The organism is Streptomyces sp. NPDC003032 (assembly GCF_053591415.1).
Genome location: NZ_JBSFTT010000019.1, coordinates 139729 through 152226, shown reverse-complemented (window position 1 = coordinate 152226; position 12498 = coordinate 139729). Strand labels below are relative to the sequence as shown.

Sequence of the window (12498 nt, the reverse complement as noted above, 5' to 3'; positions counted from 1 at the left end):
GGGGGGGCGCGGGCTGCTGGGGCGGCGCCGACTGCTGAGGCGCGGACCGCTGCGGCGCGGACTCCTGCGGCGCGGGCCGCTCAGGTGCGGGCTCTTGCGGCGCGGGCCGCTCAGACGTGGACTCCTGCGGCGCGGGCCGCTCGGACGCAGACTGCGGCGGCGCGGACCGCTGCGGCGCGGACTCCTGCGGCGCCCGCCGTTCAGGTGCGGACTCTCGCGGCGTCGGCTGCTGGGACGCGGGCTCTCGCGGCGCCGGCCGCTGAGGCGTCGGGTGTTGCGGCGCGGACTCCTGCGGCGCCGGCCGCTCAGACGCGGGCTCCTGCGGCGCGGGCCGCTCGGGCGGGGGCTGCTGTGGCGTCGGCTGCTGGGGTGCGGGGGGTTGGGGGGTGGGAGGAGTGGGGTTGGTCTGCTCCTGCTGGGCGGGCGCCGGGGTGGGCTGTCGGGGCTGTGACGCCTCGTCCGTGGCGCCGGCCGGGCGGTGTGGCGGTGGCTCGGAGGAGTCGGGCCGGTCGCGCGGTCGCAGGTCCTCGGTGCCGTCGGACTGCGGCCTGCCGCTCTCGCCGCTTTCGTCCACGATGTCCCCTCGATCGAAGCGTCTCCCGCCCGCTATGGCGCGATTACCTGCACGATCATGCAGGGCGAGAGGGTCTGCCGTCGATGGTATGCGGCTGTTGTCAGTGGCGGGTCGTAGGGTCTGTTCTCATGGAAACCAGCACCCACGGTGCCGCGGCGGCCGTGCGCCCGGCATCCCTGTCGCCCTCGCGCGCGGGCGACTTCATGCAGTGCCCCTTGCTCTACCGGTTCCGGGTGATCGACAAGCTGCCCGAGAAGCCGAGCGAGGCCGCCACCAGGGGCACGCTGGTCCACGCCGTCCTGGAAAGACTCTTCGACGCGCCCGCGAGCGAGCGCACGGCCCCGCGCGCCAAGTCGCTCATCCCCGGCCAGTGGGACCGGCTGCGCGAGACCAAGCCCGAGCTGACCGAGCTGTTCGCCGACGACCCGGAGGGCGAGCGCATGGCGCGCTGGCTGTCGGACGCGGAGAAGCTCGTCGAGCGCTGGTTCACGCTGGAGGACCCGACCCGCCTGGAGCCCGCCGAGCGCGAGCTGTTCGTACAGGCCGAGCTGGCGTCGGGCCTGAAGCTGCGCGGCATCATCGACCGCGTCGACGTCACCCCTTCGGGAGACGTCCGCATCGTCGACTACAAGACGGGCAAGGCCCCCCGCCCGGAGTACGCGGAGGGCGCGCTGTTCCAGATGAAGTTCTACGCCCTGGTGGTTTGGCGGCTGAAGGGCGTCGTCCCGCGCCGCCTCCAGCTCGTCTATCTGGGCAGCGGCGACGTCATCACGTACGACCCGGTCGTGGCGGACCTGGAGCGGGTCGAGCGGAAGCTGCTCGCGCTCTGGGAGGCGATCGAGCTGGCCACGGCGACGGGCGAGTGGCGGCCCCGGCCGACGAAATTGTGCGGTTGGTGCGATCACCAAGCCGTATGTCCGGAATTCGGTGGGACTCCCCCGCCGTATCCGCTTCCTCTCAGGGCGCCCGAGTCCACGCGGAGCGAGCAGGGCAGAATGGGCCCGGGCTAGCTAAGGAGTGTTACGTGGCCATCCGCGTGCTACTGGTCGATGACCAGCCGCTGTTGCGCACCGGGTTCCGGATGATTCTGGAGGCCGAGCAGGACATCGCGGTCGTCGGCGAGGCCGGAGACGGCCTGCAGGCTCTTGATCAGGTGCGGGCGCTGCAGCCCGATGTGGTGCTCATGGACATCCGTATGCCGCGGATGGACGGCGTCGAGGCGACCCGGCAGATCACCGGGCCCGGCCGCGACGGTCCGGCGAAGGTCCTGGTGCTGACCACCTTCGACCTGGACGAGTACGTGGTGGAGGCGCTGCGCGCCGGTGCCAGCGGCTTCCTCCTCAAGGACGCTCCGGCGAACGAACTGGTGCAGGCGATCCGGGTGGTCGCCGCGGGCGAGGCGATGCTCGCGCCGAGCATCACGCGCAGGCTGCTCGACAAGTACTCCGCGCACCTTCCGTCCGGCGACGAGCCGGTGCCGGACACCCTGCACACGCTCACCGAGCGCGAGGTCGAGGTCCTGAAGCTGGTGGCCCGCGGCCTGTCGAACGCGGAGATCGCGGCCGACCTCTTCGTGAGCGAGACGACCGTGAAGACCCATGTCGGCCATGTGCTCACGAAGTTGCGCCTGCGCGACCGGGTACAGGCCGCGGTGTACGCGTACGAGAGCGGCCTCGTCCGTCCAGGTGCGCAGTAGTCCCGAGGGTGTGGGAACGACGACGGTGGCCGTCCCCGAGGGGGCGGCCACCGTCGTCGTTCACCATCACACGCGATCGCCCGCGTCACGCGCGGTCACCTCTGATCAGCCCTTGCTGATCTCCCAGAAGCGGAAGACCGTCGAGGCGTCCAGGCAGGACTCCAGGCCGTAGACGTTGTCGCGGACGACGGCGTACTGCTTGGCCTGCCAGACCGGCAGGACCGGCACCTGCTCGGCCACGATGTCCTGCAGTTCGGCGTACTGCTTGTCGGTCCTGGTGCGGTCGCTCTCGGTCGCCGTGCCAGGGATGATCTTGCCGGTGATGGCGCTGTTCTCGAAGTGGTTGCCGAGGACGTTGCCCTTGCCGAAGAACGGCTGCGTGAAGTTGTCCGGGTCCGGGTAGTCCGGCACCCAGCCCTTGACGTAGACGCCGTACTTGCCGGCCGCGATGTCCTTCTCGTACTGCTCGAACTCGACGGACTTCACATCGGCGTCGAAGAGGCCGGACGCGTTGAGCTGCTTGGCGATGGCGTTCAGCTCCTGGTCCGTGGCCGGGCCGTAGCGCGAGGGCGTCGACCAGAGCGTGAGCTTGACCTTGCCGTCGAGGCCGGCGTCGCGCAGTGCGGAGGCGGCCTTCGCGCGCTGCGGACGGGCGCCGTAGGTGTCGAAGAACGCGGTGTTGTGGCCGCCGATGCCCGCGGGGACGATCGAGTACAGCGGGGTGGCCGTGTCCTTGTAGACCTCTTGGACCAGGGCGTCCCGGTCCAGGAGGTAGGCGATGGCCTTGCGCACGCCGAGCTTGCCCGCCACCGGGTCCTTCATGTTGAAGACCAGGTGCTGCACCTCGGCGCTGGTGCCCTCGACGATGTCGACGTCCTGGCCGGCCTTGGACGTGTCCCGCTCGATGTCCGCGATGTCGGCGGCGGCGAGGCCTCGGTAGGCCAGGTCGACGTCGTTGTCCAGGAGCGCCTTCTTCAGGCCCTTCTGGTCGCCGTGGAAGAACTTGAGGGCCACGCCCTCGTTCTTGACCTTGGCCGTGCCCGTGTAGGAGGAGTTGACGGAGAAGGTCGCCTGCTCCTTGTCGAACGAGTCGAGCTTGTACGGGCCGGAGCCGACGGCCTCGCCGTCCTCGCGCAGCCCGTTCATGTCGTACTCGCGGTGGTCCACGATCGAGCCCGCGCCCGAGGCGATCTTGCTGGGGAAGGTCGCGTCGGGGTACTTGAGCCGGAAGACGACGGTCTCGGCGTCGGGGGTCCGGACGCTGTCCAGCATCGGGAACATGATCGCCGGGCCGGTGTCGTCGTTGATCTTCCGCATGCGGTCGAAGGAGAACTTGACGTCCTTCGACGTGAGGGCGTTGCCGTTGCTGAACTTCAGCCCGTCACGCAGCTCGCACTTGAAGACCTTCGCCTCCGTGTCGGTGAAGCCGCAGCTCTTGGCGGCCTCCGGCTCCGGTTCCGTGCCGCCCTTGGGGAAGCTCAGGAGGGACTGGAAGACGTTGTTGAACAGGAGCCACGACCCGGGGTCGTAGCCGGACGCCGGGTCGGTGGCGAGGATGTCGTCGGACATCCCCATCACGACTGCCTCGCCCGTGTCACCAGCCCCGCCGGACTCCGTTCCGCAGCCGGTCAGCAGGGCGGCGGCGAGCCCTCCCGTGAGGGGAAGGGCCAGCCACTGGTTACGACATTTCACGTACGTGCCTTAGTTGTTGAGGTCGTGCGGTGGAACCTGTGGGGGTGGTGGGGCGGGCGGCGTCAGCCGCTCACGCCGCGGCCGAGCTCCCACAGCTGGAGGTTCGAGGAGGAGTTGAGGGCCCACTCGACGCCTGTGATGTCGTCGCGCGCGGCGATGTACTGCTTGCCCTGCCACAGCGGGAGCACGGGGACGTCCTCGGCGACGATGTCCTGGATCTTGCGGATGCTCTTGGACGCGGCCAGCCGGTCCGCCTCACGACGCGAGGTGGGGATCAGCTGGTCGTTGATGTCCTTGTTGACGTACGGCGATCCGAGGAAGTTGTCCTTGTCGAGGAACGGCGCGAGGAAGTTGTCCGCGTCGGGGAAGTCGGGGAACCAGCCCATGCCGTACACGTCGTACTCGCCGTCGCGCTCGGCCGCGCGGAACGTGCTCCACGGCGTGCCCTTGATCGAGACGTCGAAGAGGCCGGAGTCGTTCAGCTGCTTCTTCAGCAGTTCGAACTCCTTCTTGGTGCCCGGGCCGTAGTGGTCGGTGGTGTAGTGCAGCGTCAGCTTCACCGGCGTGGTGATGTTCGCCTTGCCGAGGAGGGAACGGGCCTTGGACGGGCTCGGGTTGCCGTACTTGTTGAAGAACGAGTTGGCGTGGCCCGTGATGGTGGAGGGCACCAGCGAGAACAGCGGGTCGGCCGTCGAGCCGTAGACCGCGGAGGCGAGCGCGCCGCGGTCGACGACCTGTGCCATGGCCTGGCGCACGGCCTTGCTCTTGACCGTGGCGGCCTCGGTGTTGAAGGCCAGGTAGCGGATCTCCAGACCCTGCATCTCGACCAGGTCGATCTTCTTGTCCGAGGAGCCGTCGAGCTCCTTGACCTGCTCGGGCGACATGGTGCGCGTCATCAGGTCGATGTCGCCGTCCTCGAGCGCCTTGCCCATGGACCCGGTGTCCGCGAAGTTGCGCAGCTCCACCTTGTCGCTCTGGGGCTCGAACTCGCCCTTGTAGTGGGGGTTCTTGGTGAACACCGTCTTGACCAGGCGGTCGTCCTCGACCTCCTGCTCCGCGGTGTACGGGCCGGAGCCGGAGACCTCGAAGCCGTCGCGGAGCTTGTTCTTGCTGTAGTGGTCCTTGCTGATGATGCCGGCGGTGGGCGTGGCCAGCTTGTACGGGAACGTCGCGTCGGGCGTCTTGAGGTGGAAGACGATGCCGCGATCGCCCTGGGTCTCGATCTCCTCGACGTTCGCCACCAGGGCGTCCGAGCCGCTGGGGTCCTTGATCTTGATGTCGCGGACCCGCTCGATGGAGAACTTCACATCGGCGGCCGTCAGCGGCTTGCCGTCGGAGAACGTCAGGCCCTTGCGCAGGGTGCAGGCGTAGCGCTCATTGCCCGTGTCGGTGAAGCCGCACTGCTCGGCGGCCTCGGGCTGCGGGTCGCCGCCGCCGCGGGGCAGGGCCATGAGCGTCTGGACGGTCTGGCGCAGCAGGTTCCAGGACCCGGCGTCGTAGGCGTACGCGGGGTCGAAGGGCGCCGGGACCTCCTTCGAGATGGCGAACGCGTCCGTGGTGCCGACAGTGATCGCGTCGTCGCCGTCGCCGCTGCCCGAACCACCGCACGCGGCGAGTGCGGGGGCGAGCAGACCTATGACAGCCGGCAGCACCAAAGTCTTGCGGTTCATGCTCGACGTTCTCCAGAGCTCTTGGATCCCGTGAATCCCGCAACGCGGGGTGAGGGTTGATGGGGCACGGGGGGTGGGGCGATGTTCTCGCGACGACATTAGTCCGCACCAGTTGAGCGCCGGATGGGGTGGGAGCGGTGCCTCAATCACGCAGTGAAACCGGGCGTGGACACACCGATAACCCGACACCGGAAGGTTTCGTGCACGCTCCCACCAAACGGGACCAAACGCCACGCCACCAGGGACCCCACCAGGGTGTTCTGCACACACCGGCCCCTCTGTCGACCCCCTTTGGAGTGGGAAACGTCACACCCCTGACCGGGCTTGAACCGGAACTGTCAGAGGGGCATGAGGCCTTGCAGGAAAGGAAGGTTGACGTGTTCGAGGGAGGGGACGACGGTGCGTCCCGCCATCGCCGGGATGGGCGCGACCGACGGCACGGCCACCACCCGGCAGCCTGCCGCCTCCGCGGCGGCGACGCCGGTCGCGGTGTCCTCGATGACGGCGCATCTGGTGGGCTCCGCGCCGATCCCCGCGGCCGCCAGGAGGTAGGGGTCGGGGTGGGGCTTGGTGCGGGCCACCTCGTCGCCGGCGACGGTGAGTTCGAAGTGGTGGGCGCCGATCGAGTCGAGGACGCGGTCGATGATGCGCCGGTGCGAGGCGGAGACCAGGGCCATCGGGACCTCGTGCGCCGCGAGTTCGGCCAGCAGCCGCGCGGCGCCCGGCATCAGCGGCAGCGAGCGGCTGATGCGGTCCTCGAAGCCGTCGTTGAGCAGCACGGTCAGCTCGTCGAGGGTGATGTCGGCGCCCGTGGAGTCGATGAGGAAACCCGCGCTGCGCGTCATGGGGCCGCCGACGACGACGTCGCGCCAGGCCTCGTCGAGCGTGTGGCCCAGGCGGGCGAAGACCTCGACCTCGGCGTCCCACCAGAAGCCCTCGGTGTCGACGAGGGTGCCGTCCATGTCGAGGAGCACGGCCTGCAGAGCGGAGCCTTCGGCCGTTCGGGTGCCGAGCGCGGGAACCGTACTGGTCATGCGACCACACCTTCCATGAGGGACGAGAAGGCCGGTTGCCCGCTTTTGACGAGAAGGCAACCGGCCCGCACTGGACCGACCAGTGTACGACTGACCGGGATCAGCGCGCGTTGAAGTACTTCGCCTCGGGGTGGTGGATGACGATCGCGTCCGTGGACTGCTCGGGGTGGAGCTGGAACTCCTCGGAGAGCTGGACGCCGATCCGCTCGGGCCGCAGCAGTTCGGCGATCTTGGCGCGGTCCTCCAGATCGGGGCAGGCACCGTAGCCGAGCGAGAAGCGGGCGCCGCGGTACTTCAGGTCGAACATGTCCTGGACGGCGGCGGGGTCCTCGCCGCCGAAGCCCAGCTCGGCGCGGACGCGGGCGTGCCAATACTCGGCGAGCGCCTCGGCCAACTGGACGGACAGGCCGTGGAGTTCGAGGTAGTCGCGGTAGGAGTCGGCGGCGAAAAGCTCGGCGGTCGCCTCGCCGATCTTCGAGCCTACGGTGACGACCTGGAGGCCGACGACGTCGGTCTCGCCGGACTCCTCGGGGCGGAAGAAGTCCGCGAGGCACAGCCGGCGCCCGCGGCGCTGGCGCGGGAAGGTGAAGCGGGTGCGCTCGGAGCCGTCGTCGTTCAGGATGATCAGGTCGTCGCCCTTGGACACGCACGGGAAGTAGCCGTGCACGACGGCCGCCTCCAGCATGTTCTTGGTGTGCAGCTCGTCCAGCCAGCCACGCAGTCGCGGGCGTCCCTCGGTCTCGACGAGTTCTTCGTACGAGGGTCCGTCACCGGTGCGTGCCTGCTTGAGGCCCCACTGGCCCTTGAAGAGGGCGCCTTCGTCGAGCCAGGAGGCGTACTCCTTGAGCTGGATGCCCTTGACGACGCGGGTGCCCCAGAACGGCGGGGTGGGCACCGGGTTGTCAGTGGCCACGTCCGAGCGGGCGGGCCCCTCCTCGTCGGCCTCCAGGACGGCCGTCGTGGCCTTGGTGGGCACGCGGCGCTGCTTCAGCTCGGGCAGGGTGGCGCCGGGCACGCCTCGCTTGACCGCGATGAGGGCGTCCATCAGGCGCAGGCCCTCGAAGGCGTCGCGGGCGTAGCGGACTTCGCCCTCGTAGATCTCGTGGAGGTCTTGTTCGACGTAGGCGCGGGTCAGGGCGGCGCCGCCGAGGATCACCGGGAAGTCGGCGGCCATCTTGCGCTGGTTGAGCTCCTCCAGGTTCTCCTTCATGATCACGGTGGACTTGACCAGGAGGCCGGACATGCCGATCACGTCGGCCCGGTGTTCCTCTGCGGCGTCCAGGATCGCGGAGACGGGCTGCTTGATGCCGAGGTTGACGACGTTGTAGCCGTTGTTGGACAGGATGATGTCGACGAGGTTCTTGCCGATGTCGTGCACGTCACCGCGGACGGTGGCCAGGACGATGGTGCCCTTGCCCTCGTCGCCCTCGACCTTCTCCATGTGCGGCTCCAGGTAGGCGACCGCCGTCTTCATGACCTCGGCGGACTGGAGCACGAAGGGCAGCTGCATCTGGCCGGAGCCGAACAGTTCGCCGACGACCTTCATGCCCTCCAGGAGGGTGTTGTTGACGATGTCGAGGGCGGGCGTGTCCTGAAGGGCCTCGTCGAGGTCGGCCTCCAGGCCGTTCTTCTCGCCGTCGATGATGCGGCGCTGGAGGCGCTCGTCCAGCGGCAGGGCGAGGAGTTCTTCCGCCTTGCCCGCCTTCAGGGACTTCATGTTGACGCCCTCGAAGAGCTGCATGAGCTTTTGCAGGGGGTCATAGCCCTCGGCGCGGCGGTCATGGATGAGGTCGAGGGCGGTGGTGACCTGTTCGTCGTCGAAGCGGGCGATCGGCAGGATCTTGGAGGCGTGCACGATCGCGGAGTCCAGGCCCGCCTTGACGCACTCGTCCAGGAAGACGGAGTTCAGCAGGACGCGGGCAGCCGGGTTGAGGCCGAAGGAGATGTTGGACAGGCCCAGCGTGGTCTGCACCTGCGGGTGGCGGCGCTTGAGTTCGCGGATGGCCTCGATGGTGTGGACGCCGTCCTTGCGGGACTCCTCCTGACCGGTGCAGATGGTGAAGGTCAGGGTGTCGATGAGGATGTCCGACTCGTGGATGCCCCAGTTGCCGGTCAGATCGTCGATCAGGCGTTCGGCGACGGCGACCTTGTGCTCGGTGGAGCGGGCCTGGCCCTCCTCGTCGATGGTCAGCGCGATCAGCGCCGCCCCGTGCTCCTTGGCCAGCGCGGTCACCTTCGCGAAACGCGACTCGGGGCCGTCACCGTCCTCGTAGTTGACGGAGTTGATCACCGCGCGCCCGCCCAGCTTCTCCAGCCCCGCCCGCAGAACGGGGAGTTCGGTGGAGTCCAGGACGATGGGCAAGGTGGAGGCGGTCGCGAAGCGGCCGGCGAGTTCGGCCATGTCGGCGACGCCGTCACGGCCCACATAGTCGACGCAGAGGTCGAGCATGTGCGCGCCCTCGCGGATCTGGTCGCGGGCCATCTCCACACAGTCGTCCCAGCGGCCCTCCAGCATCGCCTCACGGAACTTCTTCGACCCGTTGGCGTTCGTCCGCTCACCGATCGCCATGTACGCGGTGTCCTGGCGGAACGGCACCGTCTGGTAGAGCGAGGCGGCGCCCGGCTCGGGGTGCGGGTCGCGGGCCGGGGCCCGCACACCGCGCACGCGCTCGACGACCTGGCGCAGATGCTCGGGGGTGGTGCCGCAGCAGCCGCCGACCAGGGACAGGCCGTATTCGCGTACGAAGGCCTCCTGGGCGTCGGCCAGCTCCGGCGCCGTCAGGGGGTAGTGGGCGCCGTCCTTGCCGAGGACGGGCAGACCGGCGTTGGGCATGCAGGAGATCGGGACGCGCGAGTGGCGGGCGAGGTAGCGCAGGTGCTCGCTCATCTCGGCGGGGCCGGTGGCGCAGTTCAGGCCGATCATGTCGATGCCGAGCGGCTCCAGGGCCGTCAGCGCGGCGCCGATCTCGGAGCCCAGCAGCATCGTGCCGGTGGTCTCGACGGTGACGGAGCAGATCACCGGGAGGTTCGCGCCGGTGGCGTCCAGGGCGCGGCGGGCGCCGAGGATGGCGGCCTTGGTCTGCAGCAGGTCCTGGGTGGTCTCCACCAGGAGGGCGTCGGCGCCGCCCGCGATCATGCCCTCGGCGTTGATCTGGTAAGCGTCGCGCAGCACGGTGTACGGGGCGTGGCCCAGGGTCGGCAGCTTGGTGCCGGGGCCCATGGAGCCGAGGACCCAGCGCTGCTGCCCGGTCCTGTCCGTGTACTCGTCGGCGACCTCGCGGGCGATGCGGGCGCCCGCCTCGGAGAGCTCGAAGTTGCGCTCGGGGATGTCGTACTCGTTCAGAGCCGCGAAGTTCGCGCCGAACGTGTTCGTCTCCACGCAGTCGACGCCGACGGCGAAGTACTCCTCGTGCACGGAGCGCACGATGTCGGGACGGGTGACGTTCAGGACTTCGTTGCAGCCCTCGAGGTTCTGGAAGTCCTCCAGGGTCGGGTCCTGCGCCTGGAGCATGGTGCCCATCGCGCCGTCGGCCACGACCACGCGGGTGGCGAGGGCCTCGCGGAGGGCGTCGGCTCGGGCCCTGCTCTCGGACGAAACAGGCGTGGACTGCGAGGACGGGGTCGGCGACGAGGCCATGAAAGAGCTCCCTGGAGTGCGACGGCTGTCGGCTTTGCGCCTTCTGTTGGAGGGCGCACTCGGCCAGGGTAGCCGGGACCGACGTCCCGTTGTGAAGACGTCCACGGGGCGGACGGGGGCGAACGGGCGGCCGAGCCTGGCTCGAACGGGTGCTTGACATGGGGAAGCGGGGCAACACGGGTTGTCCGGGCATTGGCGAGAGGTCGACAACGACCGATAGTGTTCAGCATTGTCGAACGTCGACTGTGTGGTGCGAGGGGACGGAGGTCGGGGCTGCGATGGCACGCAACATCCAGTCGCTCGAAAGGGCCGCGGCGATGCTGCGACTGCTCGCGGGCGGCGAGCGACGGCTCGGTCTCTCGGAGATCGCCTCCGCGCTCGACCTCGCCAAGGGTACGGCCCACGGCATCCTGCGCACCCTCCAGGCGGAGGGCTTCGTCGAGCAGGACCCCGCGTCGGGCCGCTATCAGCTGGGCGCCGAACTGCTGCGCCTCGGCAACAGCTATCTGGACGTGCACGAGCTGCGGGCCCGCGCCCTGGTGTGGACCGACGACCTGGCCCGCTCCAGCGGCGAGAGCGTCCACCTCGGCGTGTTCCACCAGCAGGGCGTCCTGATCGTCCACCACGTCTTCCGGCCCGACGACAGCCGCCAGGTCCTGGAGGTGGGGGCCATGCAGCCGCTGCACTCCACGGCGCTGGGCAAGGTCCTGTCCGCGTACGACCCGGTCGCGCACAACGAAGCCGTCGACGCCGAGCGCAAGACCTTCACCGTGCACACCCTGACCGACCCCGACGACTTCGAGGGCGTCCTCGACCTGACCCGCGCGCGCGGGTACGCGGCCGACGTCGAGGAGACCTGGGAGGGCATCGCCTCCGTGGCGGCCCCCATCCACGACCGGCGCCGCATGCCGGTCGGCGCGGTCGGCGTCACGGGCGCCGTGGAGCGCATCTGCAAGGACGGGGAGCTGCGGCCCGAGCTGATCGCCGCCGTCCGGGACTGCGCGCGCGCCGTCTCGCGGGACCTGGGCGCCGGGCGCTTCTGACCTGCGGCCGCACCCCGCTTTCCCACGGGGCGCGCCCCCGTTCGTGCCGCGGTTCCACCGATAAGGCGAAACGATCAATAACGATCGTGTTTTCAATAACAGAACTCTTGACGAGCGAGTAACCCCGGGGCGAGACTCGCGTCCATCGGTCGGCATTGTCGAACACCTACCGGCATTACGCGCTAGAGTGATGGCAAGGCCAGGGCCGGCAACGACCTCACCTGAGGTCGCGGACCACCGGAGGGACCCGGGGTTCGCCTTCCCCTGGACGAAGGACAAAGGAGTCGCGGGTGTCCAGCTCCGACATCTTCATCGGCGAGACCATCGGTACCGCCGTGCTCATCCTGCTGGGCGGTGGCGTGTGCGCCGCCGTCACGCTCAAGCGCTCGAAGGCCAAGGACGCCGGCTGGCTCGCCATCACCTTCGGGTGGGGCTTCGCCGTACTGACCGGTGCCTACCTCGCGGGCGGCGTCTCCGGCGCCCACCTCAACCCGGCGGTCACGCTCGGCCTCGCGATCGAGGGCGGCACCAAGTGGGGCAACGTTCCGCTCTACCTGGCCTCGCAGCTGCTCGGCGCCATGATCGGCGCCCTCCTGGTGTGGGTCACGTACATGGGCCAGTTCAAGGCCCATCTGACCGACCCCGAGATCCTCGCGGCGCAGCCGATGGAGGAGGGCCTGGTCGACCAGAAGGCCGCCCCCGCGGCCGGCCCGGTGCTCGGCGTCTTCTCGACCGGCCCCGAGATCCGCAACTACGTCCAGAACGTGCTGACGGAGATCATCGCCACGGTCGTCCTGGTCCTCGCCATCCTCACGCAGGGCCTGAACGACGGCGGCAACGGCCTCGGTGTCCTCGGCGCCCTGATCACCGCCCTCGTCGTGGTCGGCATCGGCCTCTCGCTCGGCGGCCCCACGGGCTACGCCATCAACCCGGTCCGTGACCTCGGTCCCCGCATCATCCACGCCGTGCTCCCGCTGCCGAACAAGGGCAGCTCGGACTGGTCGTACGCCTGGGTGCCGATCGTCGGTCCGCTGATCGGCGGCGCCATCGCCGGCGGTCTCTACAACGTCGCCTTCAAGTAGGCGTTCAAGTAGACCCGCGACAGCGACCGATGACCGCCTAAGACGGATGACCGCCCAAGACGCTTGAGAG

General features: G+C 69.2%; 8 protein-coding genes. 4 read left to right on the top strand and 4 right to left on the bottom strand.

Going from position 1 to position 12498, the window contains the following annotated elements; translation table 11 throughout:
- The first annotated feature begins 702 nt into the window (after positions 1 to 702).
- Together ACWDZ7_RS25895 and ACWDZ7_RS25890 are read left to right on the top strand one after the other, a co-directional pair.
- Positions 703 to 1584, top strand: a complete 882-nt coding sequence (locus tag ACWDZ7_RS25895) for a RecB family exonuclease (protein ID WP_451800182.1) — start codon at positions 703 to 705, stop codon at positions 1582 to 1584.
- A 14-nt stretch (positions 1585 to 1598) separates the two neighbouring features.
- Complete coding sequence (locus tag ACWDZ7_RS25890) at positions 1599 to 2270, top strand: response regulator (RefSeq protein ID WP_447036411.1); 672 nt, start codon at positions 1599 to 1601, stop codon at positions 2268 to 2270.
- 105 nt (positions 2271 to 2375) lie between these two features.
- Here ACWDZ7_RS25890 and ACWDZ7_RS25885 read toward each other — a convergent pair whose 3' ends face one another.
- The 4 genes from ACWDZ7_RS25885 to metH form a co-directional block, all read right to left on the bottom strand.
- Entirely contained in the window at positions 2376 to 3962 is a 1587-nt protein-coding gene (locus ACWDZ7_RS25885) for an ABC transporter substrate-binding protein (RefSeq protein ID WP_451800181.1), read from the bottom strand.
- Positions 3963 to 4024: 62 nt separating this feature from the next.
- The gene (locus tag ACWDZ7_RS25880; RefSeq protein ID WP_451800180.1) at positions 4025 to 5632 is read right to left on the bottom strand and encodes an ABC transporter substrate-binding protein; all 1608 of its coding nucleotides are present in this window, start codon (positions 5630 to 5632) and stop codon (positions 4025 to 4027) included.
- A 338-nt stretch (positions 5633 to 5970) separates the two neighbouring features.
- Positions 5971 to 6666 (bottom strand): HAD family hydrolase, encoded by a 696-nt coding sequence (locus ACWDZ7_RS25875; RefSeq protein WP_451800178.1) that lies wholly within the window; start codon positions 6664 to 6666, stop codon positions 5971 to 5973.
- Positions 6667 to 6766: 100 nt separating this feature from the next.
- Positions 6767 to 10303: a methionine synthase gene (gene metH / locus ACWDZ7_RS25870; RefSeq protein WP_451800177.1), complete on the bottom strand. Its 3537-nt coding sequence runs from the start codon at positions 10301 to 10303 to the stop codon at positions 6767 to 6769.
- Positions 10304 to 10581: 278 nt separating this feature from the next.
- On the opposite strand from metH, the gene ACWDZ7_RS25865 reads away from it, so the two are divergent.
- The gene (locus ACWDZ7_RS25865) at positions 10582 to 11346 is read left to right on the top strand and encodes an IclR family transcriptional regulator (RefSeq protein ID WP_451800175.1); all 765 of its coding nucleotides are present in this window, start codon (positions 10582 to 10584) and stop codon (positions 11344 to 11346) included.
- 290 nt (positions 11347 to 11636) lie between these two features.
- On the top strand, positions 11637 to 12428 hold the full coding sequence (locus ACWDZ7_RS25860) for an MIP/aquaporin family protein (protein WP_451800174.1): 792 nt from the start codon (positions 11637 to 11639) through the stop codon (positions 12426 to 12428).
- The last annotated feature ends 70 nt before the right edge of the window (positions 12429 to 12498 follow it).

Bases quoted from the DNA above. Each gene is read 5' to 3' on its own strand.
- ACWDZ7_RS25895 (WP_451800182.1), top strand. From the start codon at position 703: ATGGAAACCAGCACCCACGGTGCCGCGGCGGCCGTGCGCCCGGCATCC.
- ACWDZ7_RS25880 (WP_451800180.1), bottom strand. From the start codon at position 5,632: ATGAACCGCAAGACTTTGGTGCTGCCGGCTGTCATAGGTCTGCTCGCC.
- ACWDZ7_RS25875 (WP_451800178.1), bottom strand. From the start codon at position 6,666: ATGACCAGTACGGTTCCCGCGCTCGGCACCCGAACGGCCGAAGGCTCC.
- metH (WP_451800177.1), bottom strand. From the start codon at position 10,303: ATGGCCTCGTCGCCGACCCCGTCCTCGCAGTCCACGCCTGTTTCGTCC.
- ACWDZ7_RS25865 (WP_451800175.1), top strand. From the start codon at position 10,582: ATGGCACGCAACATCCAGTCGCTCGAAAGGGCCGCGGCGATGCTGCGA.